This window comes from Streptomyces sp. ITFR-6, assembly GCF_031844725.1.
Classification (GTDB): Bacteria; Actinomycetota; Actinomycetes; order Streptomycetales; family Streptomycetaceae; genus Streptomyces.
The window spans coordinates 1,934,888-1,952,887 of record NZ_CP134612.1; the positions used below are offsets into that span (position 1 = coordinate 1,934,888).

Sequence of the window (18,000 nt, forward strand, 5' to 3'; positions counted from 1 at the left end):
GGGGCCGGAGGGCACCCGACAGGTTGGGATAGACGAGCTGCTGGAGCGGGTCAGGTCCGGATTCGAGCGGATCGGCCCGGAGGAGGCCCGTGCGGCGGCCGCCGACGGGGCCCTGCTCGTCGACATCCGCTACGCGGAGCTGCGCGCGCGGGACGGGCTGATCCCGGGGGCGCTGGTCGTCGAACGCAACGAGCTGGAGTGGCGGCTGGACCCGCAGGGGAGCCACCGCGCGGCGGAGGCGGTGAGCCACGGTCTCCGGGTCGTGGTGATCTGCAACGAGGGCTACGCGTCGAGCCTCGCCGTCGAGTCGCTGCACCGGCTCGGGCTGTACCGGGCCACCGATCTGGTGGGCGGCTTCCAGGCCTGGCGCGCGGCGGGGCTCCCGGTCGACGTGTGACCGGGAGCCCCGGGCGGGGCCCCCGGTCGGCCAGGGCCCCCAGGTCGGTGGGGGCCCTGGGCCGGTGGGGCCCCCGGGTCCGCGGGGGCCCAAGTCGGTGGGCCTCCGCGAGGTGGGGCCCCGTTCACTGACCCGACGTGACCGCCTCCACCGGTCGGGCCTTCAGCGCCATCCGGCCCGGCAGTGCCGTGGCGGTCAGGGCCAGCAGCGCCGCGGCGCCCACCACCGTCGCGTACACCAGCGGCAGAACGGCGGGCGCCGCACCGCCCGTCATCCCGATGCTGAACGCGGTCAGTACGGCGAGCGCGATTCCGGAGCCGAGAACGGCGGCGATCAGCAGCACCGACAGGGTCTCGATACGGAGCATCCGCAGCACCTGGCGGCGTGTCGCCCCGGCCAGCCGGAGCAGCGCGAACTCCTTCAGGCGCTCCGACACCGACATGGCGAGCGTATTGACCACGGCGATGGCGGTGAAGGCCAGGACGAGCCCCATGGCGAGGAGGTTGACCTCGGCGTTGTTCTGCTGCTGTTCCGCCTGGAGCCGGTCGGCGGCGGTCGGCGCCAGGACCGCGATCCCGGGAAACTTCCCCACGGAGGCGATCAGTTCGCTGCGGGAGGCGTCTCCGGACACCAGGACGGTGGCGGCCAGGGGGTTGTCCATGTGACGGGCGACCAACTCGTGCGGCAGCGTCAGATCCCCGAAGCCCAGGCCCCGGTGGTAGACGGCGGCGACCGTGAGGGTGGCGGGCGTCCCGTCGCCGAGGTGCAGTTTCAGCTTGCTGCCGGGGTGGAGGCCGAGCTGATCGGCGGCGAGCTCACTGATCGCGGCGGTATGTGCGTCGGCGGTGAACGCGGCCAGCGAACCGCTTGTCACCTCGGGGTCCCAGGTCCGGTCGAGGCCGGCCGGGGTGACCCCCTGGGCCGGGTACTTGTCGAGCCCGACCCTGACCGTGGTCCGGACGATCTCCGTGGCCGCGGTGACACCGGGCGTCGCGCGGACCGCGTCGACGGCGGCGGCCGGGACGCCGGGGCCCTGCGCGCCCAGTACCCAGGTCGCGCGGGTGCCCTCCCGGGCCTGGGCCAGGGCGGCGTCCCCAAGGGTCGGCTGGATGAAGAGCACCGTGCAGGTCATGCCGATGAGCAGGGTGAGCGGGGTGACGACGGAGGCCATCCGGCTGGAGTTCCCCCGGACGTTCGAGTTGGCCAGCTTCCCGAGGGGCCCGGCCGGCCGGATCACCAGGCCCGACAGAGCGGAGGCCGCCCGTACGAGGTAGGGGCCCAGGAGCGAAACCGACGTGGCCAGCATCACCACCGCGAGGAAGGTGACGGGGGTCGAGGCGGCCTCGGTGCGCAGGATGCTCAGTACGCCGACCAGCACGCCGCCGCCGACGAGCAGGACGAGACCGGCGGCGGTCCGCAGGCGTGCCGGACGGGCCCGCTCGACCGCGGCTTCGGCCATGGCCTCGGCCGGGCGGAGCCCGGCGATGCGGCGGCCGGAGATCCGGGCGGCGGCCCAGGCGCCGATGAGGGTGACGGCCAGGGCGACGCAGGCCGGGAAGATGCCTGCCGTCCGCTCCAGGGTCGCCGGGACCGCCCCGGTGTCGATGAATCGACCGTGCAGCCAACCGGCGAGCGGCAGCCCCGCCAGCGCGCCCAGCACTCCGGCGACGGCACCGACCACCAGCGCCTCGCGTCCGAGCAGCCGCCGGATCTGCCGTGAGGTGGCGGCGATGGTGCGCAGCAGAGCCAGTTCACGGTGGCGCTGCTGGATGGAGAGCGCGAAGGTGCCGACGACGACGAGGACGGCGACCAGCAGCGACGTGCCGCCCATGGCCGCCCCCATGGAGACGAGCTTGACCCGGGCGCCCGCCGCGTCCTGGAACTCGACCGCTCCTCGGTCGTCACCCGTGGCGACCTGGGCGGTCGTTCCCTTGAGGGCCTGCGTGACCTGCTGCCGAAGACCGCCAAGGTCCGTACCGGCTGCGGGCAGTACGCCGAACGCGGTGACCTGGCCGGGGCGGTCGGCGAGGCGCTCGGCCTCCGAGGTGGAGAAGAACAGCGAGGTCTGCTCCTTGAGCCGACCGCCGCCTTCCGGGGCCGCGACGCCGCTGACGCGGTACGTGCGAGGGGCCTGGGTGGACTGGACGGTGATCCGGTCTCCCAGGGACAGTCCTGCCCGCCGGGCGAGGTTCCGGTCGATCACCACGTCGTCTGCGGCGGCCGGTGCGCGGCCCGCGGTGAGGGCGAACGGGGTGAGCGGGGCGGAGGTCCACGCGTGGCCGTAGGACGGCGGACCGGACGCTCCGCCGTCCCCGGGCAGGCCGAGCGGCTGGGCGAGGAAGGTCAGTTCGGGTACGACCGCGCGCACGCCCTCCACCGCGCGGAGCCGGTCGGCGTCGCCAGCGGGAAGCCAGGCGCGTTCGGCGACCGGCTTCGCCTTGTGCTTGGTCTTGGTCTTCCCGTTGCCCTTGTGCTTGACGGTGGTCTGATGGACGTTCTGGTCCGCGGAGACGACGAGCGGGGTCGCGGCGTAGCGCTCGGTCGCGATGCGTCCGCGCAGGCCGGTCTCCAGCAGGGTGCCACAGGCGGTGACGAGGGCGGCGGCACACATGAGGGCCAACAATGCTCCGAGGAATCCCCCCTTGCGGTGTCTGATCGTCCCCAGGGCGTAGCGCAGCATCATGATGCGACCGTTTCTCTTCGGCTGTCCGCGGTGTTGTCGCCCGAGCCGCTACCGTCTCCGGGCCCTCTTCCCAGGCCTTGTACGGGCTGCTTCGGCATACGTCACAGACTCCTCCGTGCGGGGGTGCCGCTGCACTGGAGCGTTCCGCCGTCTTGATGCGGGGGCTTTCCCCCCGCATTCGCGCTTCCCCCCTCCCCGCGGCCCGCGCGCCCGAGGGCTCTTCCCGGCCCCAAATCCGTCGCGACACACCCGTATGGCCTCGCTCCGGTGGAGCGATCCCCGTACCGGACGGACATTCGGGTCAACGACCAGGCCGCTACGACGGGGAGCCCGCACCGATGCCGACGACTGCTCCGACCACCGCGCTGACCCCCGACGAGCTGGACGTTCAGGCCGCTCGGCTTCATGACACGGACGCGTGGCGCCAGATCGTCACGGGCTGGGACCGCACGGCCCGGGAACCCGTACGTCCCGTACCGGCCGAACCTGGTACGGACCCGTCGCGTCCGGACCGGGCACATCCGAGCCGGTCCCTTCCGGACTCGTCACGTCCGGACTCGTCGCTTCAGGACTCGTCACATCCGTCGCAGGCGGACCCGGCCGACTGGCGTGATCTGCTGTCCGTGCCGGTCGATCAGCTGATCGCGGACACCCTCCGTACACTGCCCGCTGCCGCGCCGCGCGAGCGTCCGCTCCCCGGGCGCCTCGGTGCGGTACTGCCCGACCGGCTCCACTCCTGGCGGCGCATCGGACAGCCCGAGGTACGGCCCTCCACCCACCTCGCCCACGCACGGCAGATCCTCACCGAGTGGGGCTGGCAGAACACCCCCTACCGGTTGCGCAACGCGAGGGGCGCCCGCTGCGTCTGCGGTGCCATGCTCACCGCGCATCGCCTCGGCTACGGCTCGGCGGCCACCGTCGACCGGGCCGGCGCCTGGCTGATCACCGAGCTCCGCTCCCAAGGCTGGACCGGGCTGATCGGGCCGTGGAACCGGTACCCCGGGCGCACCGCCGCCGACGCGGTCGCCCTGATCGACGCCACCATCAGCCGCGCGGCCCGCGCCGGCCAGTAGCGCAGGCCGACAGGCCGCAGGAACCAGCAGGTCGACAGGACCGACTGGCAGGACCACCAGTCAGCTGAGCTCGTCGGAAGGGCCGACCGGCGGAGCCAGTCAGCTGAGCCCGTCGGAAGCTCCGGTCGGACACACGGTCGGACTCAACGGCCGGAAGCTCCGGTCAGAAGGGTTCGTCCAGCCCTTCCGTGTCCTCTCCCTCTTCTTCGAGTGCCCTGCGCACCACACGCAGGGCCATTCCCTCCCCGTATCCCTTGCGGGCGAGCATTCCGGCAAGCCTGCGCAGCCGCTTGTCGCGGTCCAGCCCCCGCGTGGAGCGGAGTTTGCGCGCGACGAGTTCGCGCGCCGTCGCCTCCTCCTGGTCCGGGTCGAGCCGGTCGACGGCCTCGTCGATGACCGTCGCGTCCACCCCCTTGGTCCGTAGCTCGCGGACGAGGGCGCGGCGGGCGAGTCCTCGTCCGTGGTGCCTGGATTCCACCCAGGCGTCGGCGAACGCGGCATCGTCGATCAGACCGACGTCCTCGAAGCGCGACAGGACCTCTTCCGCGGCCTCGTCCGGGATCTCCCGCTTGCGCAGGGCGTCCGCGAGCTGTTTTCGGGTGCGCGGCGTCCCGGTGAGCAGCCGCAGACAGATGTTGCGCGCCTGCTCGACCGGGTCTCGCGGCTCCCCCTTCTCGGCCCTCGACGAGGAGGGGGAGCCGCTGCTTCTGGAACGGGACCGGGAACGGCGCCCGGCCCCCTCACCGAACCCCGGGCTCGATCCCGACCCCGGCCCCCTGCCCCGGCCCGCCCCCGCTGCCGGTTCGTAGGGGAGATCGGCCTCGGAGCCCGATCCGGAGGTGCTCCCGTCGGTTGATGCGGCGGCGAATCCGGGGCCGGAGCCCTCGCCGGATTCGGCGGCGAAGCCCGGCCACTCCGTACGACGCGTCACGGTCTAGCTCTTGGCCGCCATCGTCTTGGCCGGCTTGGTCTTGCCGGCCGCAGCGGACACCGGCTTGGCCGCACCGTCGGCCGGGGCCGCGGCAGTCCCGGCCGCCGCGTCCGCCGCGGGCTCGGCGGAGGCCGCGTCGGGCCGTACACCGACGCCCAGCTTCTCCAGGATCTTCTTCTCGATCTCGTTGGCGAGATCGGGGTTGTCCTTGAGGAAGTTGCGGGCGTTCTCCTTGCCCTGGCCGAGCTGGTCGCCCTCGTACGTGTACCAGGCGCCGGCCTTGCGCACGAAGCCGTGGTCCACGCCCATGTCGATCAGGCCGCCCTCACGGCTGATGCCCTGGCCGTAGAGGATGTCGAACTCGGCCTGTTTGAAGGGCGGCGCGACCTTGTTCTTGACGACCTTGACGCGGGTGCGGTTACCGACCGCGTCGGTGCCGTCCTTGAGCGTCTCGATCCGTCGGATGTCGAGGCGCACCGAGGCGTAGAACTTGAGCGCGCGGCCACCGGTGGTGGTCTCCGGCGAGCCGAACATCACGCCGATCTTCTCGCGGAGCTGGTTGATGAAGATCGCGGTGGTCTTGGACTGGTTGAGCGCGCTGGTGATCTTCCGGAGCGCCTGGCTCATCAGGCGGGCCTGCAGACCCACGTGCGAGTCGCCCATCTCGCCCTCGATCTCCGCACGGGGCACCAGGGCCGCCACGGAGTCGATGACGATCAGGTCGAGGGCGCCCGAGCGGATCAGCATGTCCACGATCTCAAGGGCCTGCTCACCGTTGTCCGGCTGGGACAGGATGAGGTTGTCGATGTCGACGCCGAGCTTCTTCGCGTACTCGGGGTCCAGCGCGTGTTCGGCGTCGATGAAGGCCACCGTGCCGCCGAGCTTCTGCGCGTTCGCCACGGCGTGCAGCGTCAGCGTCGTCTTACCGGAGGACTCCGGCCCGTACACCTCCACCACACGGCCGCGCGGCAGACCGCCGACGCCGAGCGCGACGTCGAGCGCCGTCGAACCGGTGGGGATCACTTCGATGGGCTCGTTCGGCCGCTCACCTAGGCGCATGACCGCGCCCTTGCCGAATTGCCGCTCAATCTGTGCGAGTGCGGCGTCCAGCGCCTTCTCGCGGTCGTTTCCTGCCATGGGTTCCACCCGATTTGTTTGAGTCGATCGCTTCACGTCTCAGACGCTAACCCCTGCCACTGACAATGGGCCTCGACGTCCTCCCGGCCTGTGGACAACTCCACGGTCGAGCCCGGCAAAACCCGGCCGGAATCCCATAAGAACGGATGTTCGATTTTGGTGTCAAGCGCGCCACGCCGCCCTGACTCACCCGCCCTCAGGGGCGCGGCCGCGGTCCCTGCGGCTCGTCGCCCTCGCCCGGCGCCCGCCCGTCATCGCTCTCCGGGGCCCGCCGGAACCGGCGCAGCCGCGCCGCCAGCGGTTCACCGAGCCGCCACTGGTGCTGACCGTGCACCCGCGGGTCGTCCGTGACGTCGTACCGCTTCACATAGGCACCGAGGAAGGCCTGCAGCGTGGCCACCGCCGGGATGGCGATGAGCGCGCCCACGGCGCCCATCAGTGCCGTACCCGCGATCACCGAGCCGAAGGCGACCGCCGGGTGGACGTCCACCGTCCTGGCGGTCAGCTTGGGCTGCAGCACGTAGTTCTCGAGCTGCTGGTACACGACGACGAACCCGAGGACCCAGAGCGCGTACCAGGGATCGACGGTGAAGGCGATCAGCATCGGCAGGGCGCCCGCCAGGTAGGTGCCGATCGTGGGGATGAACTGCGACACGAGTCCGACCCAGACCGCGAGCGCCGGCGCGTACGGCACGCCGAGTGCCGCCAGCAGGATGTAGTGCGCGATTCCCGAGATGAGCGCCATCAGCCCGCGCGAGTAGAGGTATCCGCCGGTCTTGGCGACCGCGATCTCCCAGGCCCGCAGCACCTCCGCCTGGCGGGAGGGCGGGAGAACGGAACACAGTCCGCGGCGCAGCCGGGGTCCGTCGGCAGCGAAGTAGAAGGAGAACAGGAAGATCGTCAGCAGCCGGAACAGGCCGCCGAGGACCGTGGTCGACACGTCGAGCACACCGGTCGCACTGTTCTGGACGTACTTCTGCAGCCAGTCCGAGTGCAGCAGGCTGTCCTGCACCTCGACCCGGGAGAGCTCCGTGTGGAAGGTCTGGTTGACCCAGTTGATCACCGAGTCGAGGTACTTGGGGAACTCGTCGACCATGTCGACGATCTGGCCCGCGAGCATCGAGCCGAGCATCACGACGAAACCGACGCTCGCGATCAGCACGGCGAGGAAGACCAGGAACGTGGCAAGGCCCCGGCGCATGCCGGCGGCCGACATGCGGCTCACCGCGGGCTCGATGGCGAGCGCCAGGAAGAAGGCGATCAGTATGTTGATCAGCAGGCCGATGAGCTGGTCGAACGCCCAGCTCCCGAGCCGGAAACAGGCGTAGAGCGCAAGGGCCAGCACCATCGCACGCGGCAGCCAGCCGGGCATACGGACCGGCCCGGCACCCGACGGCGGGGCGGGTGGCTCGACCGGCGGGACGGGCGGGGTGAGGGGCGGCTGGGTCTGAGCGGTCTCGTCTGTCGGTGCCACAGAGCCAGTCTCGCCTACGGCTGCGACACTCCGGCGCGCGCCCCGGGCAACCGTCGCCCGGCGCAGGGCTCCGAGCTGCGCCTCAGCGCTTGTCCGCCGGGATGCCGACCGCCGTGCAGACTCCGCGCCACACGTCCTTGGCCTCCCAGCCGGCGGCCAGTGCCTCATGGACCGTACGGTCGCCCAGCTCGGCCATCACATGGTCGCGCGCGAAGGAGTCGGCATAGGCCGCGCCGAAGTGGTCCGCCATCCGTTCCCAGAAAATCGTCAACCGCATGCCATCAGTATCCCGCTCCTGAGAGTGCAGCCGGGCCGCCTGCCCTTGCCGGGAGCCCGCACCGGCTTACGGTCGGTCCATGGCTGGAACCGGAGAAAATCCCCTCAACCGTGCCGAGCAGTTCATCTGGCTCACGGCCCGTGTCCTCGAACAGCGGCGGTTCGCCCACCACTTCCTGAACGGAAGCGCCGATGCCGTGGAAACGGCGCTCGCCGCTCATCTCAATGAGGACGGCGGGTACGGTCACGCGCTCGAACCCGATCTTCGCGGACCCGTCAGCCAGCCGCTGCACACGGCCCACGCGCTGAGCGTCCTCGATTCCATCGGCCGCTGCAGCGGGATCCGGGTGGAGCGGATCTGCCGCTTCCTTACGGATGTGTCCACGAAGGAGGGGGCCCTGCCCGCCCTTCTCCCCTCGCAACGCGGCTATCCGGCCGCACCGTTCATTCCGATCGTCGACGACCCGCCGGCCGAGCTGCTGGCCACCGGTCCCGTGGTCGGGCTGCTGCACCGCAACGCGGTGTGGCATGCCTGGCTGTTCCGGGCCACCGACTTCTGCTGGGCGGCCGTCGATGCCCTTCAGGTGTCTCATCCGTACGAGATCGAGGCGGCCGTCGCCTTTCTCGACGGAGCCCCGGACCGGTCGCGGGCCGAAGCGGCGGCCGATCGTCTGGGGCGCCTGGTGCGCGAGCAGCGGCTCGCCGTGCTGGATCCGGAGCAGCGGGCGGAGTACCCGGTGGCGGCCGGTTACGCGCCCGGCGAGCAGCACTTCCCGTACGACTACGCCCGTACCCCCGAGTCGCTCGCCCGCCGGTGGTTCACCGACGCCGAGATGGAGCTGTCGCTGGACCACCTGGCGGCCGGGCAGCAGGCGGACGGCGGCTGGCCGGTGACCTGGCGGCAGTGGGCGCCGGGGACCGCCCTGGACGGGCGGCCCCTGGTGACGCTCAGGGCGTTGCGGACGTTGCGCGCGCACGGGCGCGTCCTGGTCTGACCCGGGCCACCGGGCGCGGATGGTCAGCCGAGGGCACGCACCGCGGCGGTGACGACCACGGCAGCGCCCACCACCACGAGGAAGGGCGCGCGCAGGACGAGCGCGAGCGCTGCCGCAGCGAGACCCGCGCCCCTGGCGTCCAGCGCCAGGTGCTGTCCGTCACCGAAGGTCTGCTGCGCGGTCAGGGCGGCCAGAAGCGCCACCGGCAGCAGCGCGGCGAGGCGCTGCACGATGGGGCGTTCCAGGACTCCGGCGGGCACCAGCAGGCCGAGGAGCTTGGCCAGGTAGCAGCCGACGGCGGTGAGTGCGATGGCGATCCAGACGTTCATCGGCCGTCCTCCGGCGTGGTCGTGCGTGAGCCCTTCGCGCCCTCTGCGCGCGGCGCCTTCCCGGCGGGCTGGGCGTGCTGATCGTTCCGAGGGGCCGGGCCCTTGTCGCGTCCCTTCATAAAGAGGACGACGGGCGCGGCGAGCGCGGAGACCAGTACGGGCACCCCTGCGGGCAGCAGCGGCAGCAGACCGAGGGCGAGGACGACCGCCAGCCCGGCGGTGACGCGCTCCGTCGTGGTCTTCAGCATCGGCGCGAGCAGGGCGAGGAAGACGGCGGGGCTGGCCGCGTCCAGTCCCCAGGCGTCGGTGTCACCGAGCGCCTCGGCGCCCAGGGCGCCGACCAGCGTGGTGAGGTTCCACAGCACGTAGAGCGTCAGCCCGGTGACCGTGAAGCCGATCCGGGCTGCGCGCCGGGTGGGCTGGGGCAGGGTCACGGCCGTCGTCTCGTCGATCACCCAGTGGGCGGCGAAGGGGCGCACGGCGCGCGGGAGGGCGAGCAGTTGCGACAGCCGCAGGCCGTAGAACGAGTTGCGCACTCCGAGGAAGAAGGCGCCGGCTGCCGCGGTGTACGGGTTGCCGCCCGCCGCGAGCGCGCCCACCAGGGCGAACTGGGAGGCGCCGGTGAAGACGAAGAGGCTGAGCGCGCAGGTCTGCAGCAGGCTCAGTCCGGAGCCGGCCGAGGTGACGCCGAAGGCGAAGCCGGAGAGTCCGACGGCTATGCCGACGCCGAGCGCGTCCCGTACGACGGCCGCGTCCGGTTTGGTACCGGCGGTGATCACACTGCCGTCGGCGATCATGCTTCCGTCGGCGATCGCACCGGCGTCGGCCGGTCCACCGACTCGTTGGGGTGTTGTCTGTTCTGCCACGTTCGGAACGCTACCGGGGCGGTTCCGGATCGGTCTTGTACGTTCTTGCGCGTTCGCGCTGGTAGGCGCCCGGTGGTACGCCCACGATCCGGGTGAAGTGACGGTTGAGATGCGGCTGATCGGTGAAGCCGACCTCGGCGGCCGCCACCGCCGGTGGCGTGCCCGCGTCGAGCATCCGGCGGGCACGGCGGACCCGGGCGTCGGTGAGCCAGGTGTGCGGCGGCATTCCGTACTGCTTCTTGAAGGCTCTCAGCAGCGCGAACGGGCTGGTGTCCAGCTCGGTGGCCAGCGCCTCCAGGGTGGGCGGCCCTGCCATCCTGCTCTCCAGTACGGCGCGGGCGCGCTCCGCGTCCCGCGATCCCGCCGCCCGGGGCTCGAACGTGGGAAGAGCGCTGCCGTGCCGGGTGAGCAGGTGCGTGACGAGGACCCGCAGCACGCTGTCCGCCGCCAGCGCGTTGCCCTCCTCCGCGGCCCGGTGAACCGCGCGGATCAGCCGGGCCGCTCGCGGATCGCTCACCCGGGTCTCCGCGAAGCCGACCGTGCCGCGCAGGCTCGTCGTATCCGCCGCGATGTCGCTGATCACCTGTGCGGACGGGTAGAGCGTGGCGTACACCCAGCCCTCGGGAACACCGGCCCTGGCGGTGTGCGGCACCTCCGGATTGATCATCACGACGGAGCCGGGGCCCGCGTGGACGGTGCCGCCGGGCAGGGCGACGTCCTCGATGCCCTGGCTGACGGCGCCGAGGACATAGCCCTCATGGCTGTGACGCGGGAAGGTGTGGCGGACGTAGCGGGCCCGCAGCAGGTCGAGCTCCGGCAGTGCCTCGTACTGCCAGTGCCTCGCCCACTCTCCCCGTCCCACGACTCCCGCCATACCCGGATTCTCGCAGCTCGCGGCCGTTGTCAGTGGCTGGGTGCACGATGGGGAGCATGACCGGCTCCGCACTCGATTCGTTCTCCGCCGCGACCCGCGGTTGGTTCACGGGGGCCTTCAGCGCGCCCACCGCCGCGCAGGAGGGTGCCTGGCGGGCGATCGGTGAGGGCTCTGACGTACTGGTCGTCGCACCGACCGGATCGGGCAAGACCCTGGCGGCCTTCCTCGCCGCTCTGGACCAGCTGACGGCGGTCCCGCCGCCCGCGGAGGCGAAGAAGCGCTGCCGGGTGCTGTACGTATCGCCGCTCAAGGCCCTCGCGGTCGATGTGGAGCGCAACCTCCGCTCCCCGCTCACCGGCATCCGCCAGGAGTCGGTGCGCCTCGGACTGCCCGAGCCCGAGGTACGGGTGGGCATCCGCTCGGGCGACACCCCGCCCGCCGAGCGCCGCTCGATGGCGACCAGGCCGCCGGACATCCTCATCACCACCCCCGAGTCCCTGTTCCTGATGCTCACCTCCTCCGCCCGGGAGGCGCTGGCCGGGATCGAGACGGTGATCCTGGACGAGGTGCACGCCGTCGCGGGCACCAAGCGCGGCGCCCACCTCGCCCTGTCCCTGGAGCGTCTCGACGAGCTGCTGCCGCGGCCGGCCCGCCGGATCGGCCTGTCCGCCACGGTCCGCCCTGTCGACGAAGTGGCACGGTTCCTCTCCCCGCAGCGAAGAGTGGAGATCGTCCAGCCGCCGTCCACCAAGCAGTTCGATCTCTCGGTGGTCGTACCCGTCGAGGATCTGGGCGAGCTCGGCGGCTCCCCCGCCGCAGGACCGGACAGCGCGGACCAGGCGGAGAAGCCTTCGATCTGGCCGCATGTGGAGGAGCGGATCGCCGATCTCGTCCAGGCGCACCGCTCCACCATCGTGTTCGCCAACTCCCGCCGGCTGGCCGAGCGGCTCTGCAACCGGCTCAATGAGATCGCGTACGAGCGGGCCACCGGCGAGACGATGCCGGAGGATCACTCACCCGCCGAGATCATGGCCGAGTCGGGTGCCGCGAAGGGCGCCCCCGCCCTGCTCGCCCGTGCGCACCACGGATCGGTCTCCAAGGAGCAGCGGGCCCAGGTCGAGGAGGACCTCAAGGCGGGCAGGCTGCCCGCCGTGGTCGCCACCTCAAGCCTGGAGCTGGGGATCGACATGGGCGCGGTCGACCTGGTGATCCAGGTCGAGTCACCGCCGTCGGTCGCCTCCGGGCTGCAGCGGGTGGGCCGGGCCGGACACCAGGTGGGCGCGGTATCCACCGGGGTCGTCTTCCCGAAGTACCGCGGAGACCTGGTGCAGGCCGCGGTGGTCACCGAGCGGATGCGGGAAGGGGCCATCGAGGCGCTGCGCATCCCGTCCAATCCGCTGGACGTGCTGGCCCAGCAGCTGGTCGCGATGGTCGCCCTGGACAGCTGGCAGGTGGACGACCTGCTGGCCGTGGCCCGCCGGGCGGCGCCCTTCGCCTCGCTTCCCGAGTCGGCGTTCACCTCCGTCCTCGACATGCTGGCCGGCCTCTATCCGTCCGACGCCTTCGCGGAGCTGCGCCCGCGCGTGGTCTGGGACCGCGTCGCGGGCACGGTCACGGGCCGCCCCGGCGCCCAGCGGCTCGCCGTCACCTCCGGTGGCACCATTCCCGACCGAGGGCTCTTCGGGGTCTTCCTGGCGGGCGCCGACCCGAAGAAGGGCGGCGGCCGGGTCGGTGAGCTGGACGAGGAGATGGTCTACGAGTCCCGGGTGGGGGACGTCTTCACGCTGGGCACCACGTCCTGGCGGATCGAGGACATCACCCGCGACCGGGTCCTGGTGTCCCCCGCGCCCGGCGTCCCCGGACGGCTGCCGTTCTGGAAGGGCGACCAGCTGGGCCGGCCGCTGGAGCTGGGCCGGGCCCTGGGCGCCTTCCTCCGCGAGCTCGGCGGGCTGTCCCCAGAGGACGCCCGCGAAAGACTGCTGGCCGCCGGACTGGACACCTGGGCCGTGGACAACGTGCTGTCGTACATCGACGAGCAGCGCCGGGCCTGCGGCCACGTACCGGACGACCGGACGATCCTCGTCGAGCGTTTCCGCGACGAGCTGGGCGACTGGCGCGTCGTCGTGCACTCACCGTTCGGCGCCCAGGTGCACGCCCCCTGGGCGCTCGCGCTCGGCGCCCGCCTGGCCGAGCGGTACGGCATGGACGCACAGGTCATGCACGCCGACGACGGCATCGTGCTCAGGCTGCCGGACGCCGACATGATGGGCCTGGATCTGCTGGACTTCGACCCGGTGGACCAGGACCGGGCACCCGAATCCGGGGGCGGGACGGCCCTTCCGCCACCGAACACCGCCCACGACAGCGACCAGCCCCCGGTCGGCGCCGCCGACGTCGCCTTCGAGCAGGGCGAGATCGGGCAGATCGTCACCGACCAGGTCGGCGGCTCCGCCCTGTTCGCCTCCCGGTTCCGCGAGTGCGCGGCGCGGGCCCTGCTGCTCCCCCGGCGCAACCCCGGCAAGCGCACCCCACTGTGGCAGCAGCGGCAGCGGGCCGCCCAGCTCCTCCAGGTCGCCTCCGAGTTCGGCTCGTTCCCCATCGTTCTCGAAGCGGTCCGCGAATGCCTTCAGGACGTCTTCGACGTCCCCGGGCTCACGGAAGTGATGGGCGATCTGGAAGCCCGCCGGATCCGCCTGGTCGAGGTGACGACCCAGGAACCCTCACCGTTCGCGCGCTCGCTGCTCTTCGGCTACGTCGCACAGTTCCTGTACGAGGGCGACTCCCCCCTTGCCGAGCGGCGGGCGGCCGCGCTCTCCCTCGACTCCCATCTGCTGGCCGAGCTGCTGGGCCAGGCGGAGCTGCGCGAACTGCTGGACGCGGACGTCCTGACCGAGCTGGAGCGGGAGCTCCAGTGGCTGGCCGATGACCGCAGGATCAAGGACATCGAGGGCGTCGCCGATCTGCTGCGGGTCCTCGGACCGCTCACCACCGCCGAGCTGACCGAGCGCGGGGCACAAGCGCCGTGGGCGCAGGAGCTGTCATCGGCCCGCCGGGCCATCCGGGTCCGGATCGGCGGTGACGAGCACTGGGCGGCGATCGAGGACGCGGGCCGGCTGCGCGACGCACTGGGCACGGCCCTCCCCGTCGGCGTCCCGGAGGCCTTCACCGAACCGGTGAAGGACCCTCTCGGTGACCTCCTCGCCCGCTACGCCCGTACGCACGGCCCGTTCACCTCCACCGCCGCGGCGGCCAGGTTCGGCCTCGGCACCGCGGTCACGGACGGCGCGCTGCAACGCCTGGCGGCCTCCGGCCGGATCGTCCAGGGGGAGTTCCATCCGGCCGGCATCGGCCAGGAGTGGTGCGACGCCACGGTGCTGCGCCGACTGCGGCGCCGCTCACTCGCCGCGCTCCGTCATGAGCTGGAGCCGGTCCCGCCCGCCGCCCTCGCGGGCTTCCTGCCCCAGTGGCAGCACCTCGGCAGCAACAGCCTGCGCGGAATCGACGGGCTGGCCCGCGCCATCGAGCAGTTGCAGGGCGCTCCGGTCCCCGCCTCGGCCCTGGAGAAGCTGGTCCTGCCCGGCCGCGTCACCGGCTACTCCCCCGCGCTCCTGGACGAACTCACCACCACCGGCGAGGTCGTGTGGGCCGGTGCGGGCGCACTCCCCGGCAAGGACGGCTGGCTCTCCCTCTACCTGGCCGACAGCGCGCCCCTGCTGCTCGCTGCCCCGCGCCCGCTCGAACTCAGCGCGCTGCACGAATCCGTGCTCACCGCCCTCACCGGCGGATACGGGCTCTTCTTCCGCCAGATCGCTGATCAGGTGCGGGCCACCACCCACCCGGACTGCACCGACCAGCAACTGGCGGACGCCGTCTGGGACCTCACCTGGTCGGGCCGGCTCACCAACGACACGCTCGCACCGCTGCGCTCCCTCCTGGGCTCGGGCCGCACCGCCGGATCCACCGCGCACCGCTCCAGACGGAACGTCCCGCGCGGCCGTTACGGCTCACTGACGGCCGCCGCCCGTCCGGCCTCGCGCACCGGTCCGCCCACGGTCTCCGGCCGCTGGTCCCTGCTGCCCGCCACCGAACCCGAACCCACGCACCGGGCCCACGCGCTGGCCCGCACCCTGCTGGACCGGCACGGTGTGGTGACGCGCGGCGCGGTCCAGGCCGAGGGCGTCGAGGGCGGGTTCTCCGCCGCGTACCGCGTGCTGGCCGCCTTCGAGGACAACGGGCAGGCCCGGCGCGGCTATGTCGTGGAGGGGCTGGGGGCCGCACAGTTCGCGATGGACGGCGCGGTGGACCGGCTCCGCGCGGCCTCCACCGCCCGCGACCGCAGGGAACCAGGCCTGGCCCCCACCGCCCTGGTCCTCGCGGCGGCCGACCCGGCCAATGCCTACGGAGCGGCGCTGCCCTGGCCGGAGCCGCCGGACGGAGCCGGGCACAAGCCCGGCCGCAAGGCCGGCTCCCTGGTGGTCCTGGTCGACGGCGAGCTGGCGCTGTACATGGAACGCGGCGGGAAGACGCTGCTGGCCTGGCCGGCCGATCCGGAGGACCCCGCGCTGCGGGCTGCCGCCGCCGCCCTGGCCGAGGCAGCCCGTGCCGGAGCCCTCGGCACGGTGACGGTGGAGCGCACCAACGGCGTCTCGGCGCTGACCTCACCGCTGGGCCGTACGCTGGAGGCGGCCGGCTTCCTCGCCACCCCCAGAGGCCTCCGCCTCCGCGCCTGACCCGGCGCGCACACGCGTACGGGCTCGTCCCCCGCCCGCGCACCGCGCATCCCCCGCATCACCCGCCCGCGCCCCGCATTATGGAGGCATGCCAGAAGGAGACACCGTCCTGCAGACCGCCAGGCGTCTGCACCGGGCGCTCGCGGGCCAGGTCCTCACCCGGTCCGACCTCCGCGTCCCTCGCTTCGCCACCGCCGACCTCACCGGCCGGACCGTGCTCGACGCCATCTCGCGCGGCAAGCATCTGCTGACCCGCTTCGAGGGCGGCCTGACCCTTCACAGCCATCTGCGGATGGACGGCGCCTGGCGGATCTACGGCCCCGGCGAGCGCTGGCGCGGCGGCCCCGCCCACCAGATCCGCGCCATCCTCGCCAACACCGCGCACACGGCCGTCGGTTACCGCCTCCCGGTCCTGGAGCTCCTGCGCACCTCGGACGAGGAGAAGGCGGTGGGCCATCTCGGCCCCGACCTCCTGGGCCCCGACTGGGACGCCGGCCAGGCGCTGCGCAATCTGCTGGCCGAGCCGGCCCGCCCGCTCGGCGAGGCGCTCCTCGACCAGCGCAACCTGGCCGGCATCGGCAACATCTACAAGGCCGAGCTGTGCTTCCTGGCCCGTGCCACCCCGTGGCTCCCCATCGGTGACCTGCCCGCCGCCACGGCCCCCCTGCTGGTGAGCACCGCCCACCAGCTCCTCGAAGCCAACCGTGACCGCCCGGTCCGTATCACCACCACCGGCGCACGCCCCCGGACAGCCACCGGCACACGCCCCCGCGCCGCCACCGGCCATCCGTTCCGCGCCGGCCGCCCGAGCGAGAACCTCTGGGTCTACGGCAGAACCCACCGCCCCTGTCTGCGCTGCGGGACACCGATCCGCGCGGCGGAGCAGGACGCCAGGCCCTCCTACTGGTGCCCGCGCTGCCAATCCGGCCCCACCCCCTAGTTGACGGCCCGTCAGATCCGGTCGTACGGTCCGGTCATGTCCCTTGCCGCGTACGACCTCACCGGCCGATCCGCGTTCGTCACCGGCGCGGCGGGCGGCATCGGCCGCGCCTGCGCCGTCCTGCTCTCGGAGGCGGGCGCCACCGTCCACTGCGCGGATCTCGACGCCAACGGCCTCCGGGAGACCCTGGAACTGATCACCGCGGCGGGTGGCGAAGCCCACACGCACCCGCTGGACGTCACGGACCGCGATCAGGTCCGGGCCGCCGTCGCGGGCGCCGGAGATCTCGACATCCTGGCCGCCGTCGCCGGGATCATGCACACCAGCAGCGTTCTGGAGACCACTGACGAGGACCTCGACCGCGTGCTCTCGGTCAACTTCAAGGGCGTGCTGTACGCCTGCCAGGAAGTGGCCCGCACGATGCTAGCCCGCGAGGCCCCCGGCTCCCTGATCACCATGGCCTCGGGTGCGGTCGACGCCGCGAGCCCGGGGCTGCTCTGCTACAGCGCGGCCAAGGCGGCGGTGGTCCAGCTGACCAGGACCCTGGCGACCGAACTGGGGCCGCACTCCATCCGGGTCAACGCCGTCGCGCCGGGCTGGGTCCGCACCCCCATGACCGCCCGCCACGACGCGGAGCAGCAGCACCGGGCGGAGGCCACCATGGCGCGGATCTCGCCGCTGGGCAGGGTCGGGGAACCCATGGACGTGGCGCACACGGTGCTGCATCTGGCGTCCGGCGCGTCGGCCTTCATGACGGGTCAGATCCTCCGCCCGAACGGCGGCGTCGCCATGCCCTGGTAGCCGCCGCACCGGCCCACCGGGACCGCGCCCCCGCGGCGCACCGCCGCAGCAGGCCGGTGCACGCGTCGAATATCCCGGTCGGCCGGGCGGTCGCCGCCACATGGACCGGCAGGAGGCTCAGCCCCCAGCCGCCCGCCGCCACCGCTCCCTCGACCACCCCGGCGTGCGCAGGCTCCAGCACCAGCCGCAGCACGGCCCACCACCACACACCGCCGAGCACGAGCGCCGGCACCCATCGCCGTACCATGGCTGCCTCCTCCGGCCGAACCCAGTACCTCCCGGCAATATGTCCGGCCTGATCACCCAATGGGAGAGCGCACCGGTGCAGTACCGGCGCGCACGGCGCAGGCGCACACCCTCGCAGTCTCACCCGGCTCCGCCGGGGCCGCATCCAGAGCGGAGCCCCCACCGTCTCCGATGGGGGCTCCGCACCCAGGCACAGGCACACGCGCTCAGGCCTCTCGGGCCTCAGGCGCAGCCCTCAGGCCTCACGG

Annotated in this window: 15 protein-coding genes; 6 read left to right on the forward strand and 9 right to left on the reverse strand. The window is 72.6% G+C overall.

Annotated elements, in window-relative coordinates; all coding sequences use genetic code 11:
• Positions 1-28 precede the first annotated feature (28 nt).
• Positions 29-397, forward strand: a complete 369-nt coding sequence (locus RLT59_RS08605) for a rhodanese-like domain-containing protein (protein WP_311307653.1) — start codon at positions 29-31, stop codon at positions 395-397.
• Positions 398-521: 124 nt separating this feature from the next.
• Here RLT59_RS08605 and RLT59_RS08610 read toward each other — a convergent pair whose 3' ends face one another.
• Entirely contained in the window at positions 522-3,080 is a 2,559-nt protein-coding gene (locus RLT59_RS08610; protein ID WP_311302869.1) for an FtsX-like permease family protein, read from the reverse strand.
• 338 nt (positions 3,081-3,418) lie between these two features.
• Between RLT59_RS08610 and RLT59_RS08615 the strand changes: the two genes are divergently transcribed.
• On the forward strand, positions 3,419-4,153 hold the full coding sequence (locus tag RLT59_RS08615) for a DUF6197 family protein (protein WP_311302870.1): 735 nt from the start codon (positions 3,419-3,421) through the stop codon (positions 4,151-4,153).
• A gap of 163 nt (positions 4,154-4,316) precedes the next feature.
• Here the strand turns inward: RLT59_RS08615 and recX are convergent, their stop codons facing one another.
• From recX to RLT59_RS08635, 4 genes are all read right to left on the reverse strand, one after another.
• A complete protein-coding gene (recX, locus tag RLT59_RS08620; protein WP_311302871.1) occupies positions 4,317-5,084 on the reverse strand; it encodes a recombination regulator RecX in 768 nt (255 codons plus the stop codon).
• 3 nt (positions 5,085-5,087) lie between these two features.
• A complete protein-coding gene (recA, locus tag RLT59_RS08625) occupies positions 5,088-6,221 on the reverse strand; it encodes a recombinase RecA (RefSeq protein ID WP_311302872.1) in 1,134 nt (377 codons plus the stop codon).
• Between the two features lie 196 nt (positions 6,222-6,417).
• Positions 6,418-7,593, reverse strand: coding sequence for an AI-2E family transporter (locus RLT59_RS08630; RefSeq protein WP_311307654.1), 1,176 nt, complete (start codon positions 7,591-7,593; stop codon positions 6,418-6,420).
• A 184-nt stretch (positions 7,594-7,777) separates the two neighbouring features.
• Positions 7,778-7,972, reverse strand: a complete 195-nt coding sequence (locus RLT59_RS08635; protein WP_311302873.1) for a DUF3046 domain-containing protein — start codon at positions 7,970-7,972, stop codon at positions 7,778-7,780.
• Between the two features lie 79 nt (positions 7,973-8,051).
• On the opposite strand from RLT59_RS08635, the gene RLT59_RS08640 reads away from it, so the two are divergent.
• Positions 8,052-8,966 (forward strand): hypothetical protein, encoded by a 915-nt coding sequence (locus RLT59_RS08640; protein WP_311302874.1) that lies wholly within the window; start codon positions 8,052-8,054, stop codon positions 8,964-8,966.
• 23 nt (positions 8,967-8,989) lie between these two features.
• Here the strand turns inward: RLT59_RS08640 and RLT59_RS08645 are convergent, their stop codons facing one another.
• Genes RLT59_RS08645 through RLT59_RS08655 form a run of 3 tightly spaced genes read right to left on the reverse strand, consistent with a single transcriptional unit; the run spans position 8,990 to position 11,035 of the window.
• Entirely contained in the window at positions 8,990-9,295 is a 306-nt protein-coding gene (locus RLT59_RS08645; RefSeq protein WP_311302875.1) for an AzlD domain-containing protein, read from the reverse strand.
• Positions 9,292-10,161, reverse strand: coding sequence for an AzlC family ABC transporter permease (locus tag RLT59_RS08650; protein WP_399125061.1), 870 nt, complete (start codon positions 10,159-10,161; stop codon positions 9,292-9,294). Before RLT59_RS08650 ends, RLT59_RS08645 begins: the two co-directional genes overlap by 4 nt.
• Before the next feature lie 10 nt (positions 10,162-10,171).
• Positions 10,172-11,035, reverse strand: a complete 864-nt coding sequence (locus RLT59_RS08655) for an AraC family transcriptional regulator (RefSeq protein ID WP_311302876.1) — start codon at positions 11,033-11,035, stop codon at positions 10,172-10,174.
• A gap of 56 nt (positions 11,036-11,091) precedes the next feature.
• On the opposite strand from RLT59_RS08655, the gene RLT59_RS08660 reads away from it, so the two are divergent.
• From RLT59_RS08660 to RLT59_RS08670, 3 genes are all read left to right on the forward strand, one after another.
• Complete coding sequence (locus RLT59_RS08660) at positions 11,092-15,765, forward strand: Lhr family ATP-dependent helicase (RefSeq protein ID WP_311302877.1); 4,674 nt, start codon at positions 11,092-11,094, stop codon at positions 15,763-15,765.
• 88 nt (positions 15,766-15,853) lie between these two features.
• Positions 15,854-16,705 (forward strand): DNA-formamidopyrimidine glycosylase family protein, encoded by an 852-nt coding sequence (locus RLT59_RS08665; RefSeq protein ID WP_311302878.1) that lies wholly within the window; start codon positions 15,854-15,856, stop codon positions 16,703-16,705.
• A gap of 36 nt (positions 16,706-16,741) precedes the next feature.
• On the forward strand, positions 16,742-17,506 hold the full coding sequence (locus tag RLT59_RS08670; RefSeq protein WP_311302879.1) for an SDR family NAD(P)-dependent oxidoreductase: 765 nt from the start codon (positions 16,742-16,744) through the stop codon (positions 17,504-17,506).
• On the opposite strand, the gene RLT59_RS08675 is transcribed toward RLT59_RS08670, so the two are convergent.
• A complete protein-coding gene (locus tag RLT59_RS08675) occupies positions 17,454-17,753 on the reverse strand; it encodes a hypothetical protein (protein ID WP_311302880.1) in 300 nt (99 codons plus the stop codon). The two genes, RLT59_RS08670 and RLT59_RS08675, sit on opposite strands and share 53 nt — an antisense overlap.
• Positions 17,754-18,000: the final 247 nt, after the last annotated feature.

Excerpts from the sequence above, each read along its gene's own strand:
- RLT59_RS08610 (WP_311302869.1), bottom strand. The coding sequence starts at position 3,080 with ATGATGCTGCGCTACGCCCTGGGGACGATCAGACACCGCAAGGGGGGA.
- RLT59_RS08630 (WP_311307654.1), bottom strand. The coding sequence starts at position 7,593 with ATGCCCGGCTGGCTGCCGCGTGCGATGGTGCTGGCCCTTGCGCTCTAC.
- RLT59_RS08655 (WP_311302876.1), bottom strand. The coding sequence starts at position 11,035 with ATGGCGGGAGTCGTGGGACGGGGAGAGTGGGCGAGGCACTGGCAGTAC.
- RLT59_RS08670 (WP_311302879.1), top strand. The coding sequence starts at position 16,742 with ATGTCCCTTGCCGCGTACGACCTCACCGGCCGATCCGCGTTCGTCACC.
- RLT59_RS08645 (WP_311302875.1), bottom strand. The coding sequence starts at position 9,295 with ATGAACGTCTGGATCGCCATCGCACTCACCGCCGTCGGCTGCTACCTG.
- RLT59_RS08640 (WP_311302874.1), top strand. The coding sequence starts at position 8,052 with ATGGCTGGAACCGGAGAAAATCCCCTCAACCGTGCCGAGCAGTTCATC.
- RLT59_RS08665 (WP_311302878.1), top strand. The coding sequence starts at position 15,854 with ATGCCAGAAGGAGACACCGTCCTGCAGACCGCCAGGCGTCTGCACCGG.
- RLT59_RS08675 (WP_311302880.1), bottom strand. The coding sequence starts at position 17,753 with ATGGTACGGCGATGGGTGCCGGCGCTCGTGCTCGGCGGTGTGTGGTGG.
- RLT59_RS08660 (WP_311302877.1), top strand. The coding sequence starts at position 11,092 with ATGACCGGCTCCGCACTCGATTCGTTCTCCGCCGCGACCCGCGGTTGG.
- RLT59_RS08615 (WP_311302870.1), top strand. The coding sequence starts at position 3,419 with ATGCCGACGACTGCTCCGACCACCGCGCTGACCCCCGACGAGCTGGAC.
- RLT59_RS08635 (WP_311302873.1), bottom strand. The coding sequence starts at position 7,972 with ATGCGGTTGACGATTTTCTGGGAACGGATGGCGGACCACTTCGGCGCG.
- recA (WP_311302872.1), bottom strand. The coding sequence starts at position 6,221 with ATGGCAGGAAACGACCGCGAGAAGGCGCTGGACGCCGCACTCGCACAG.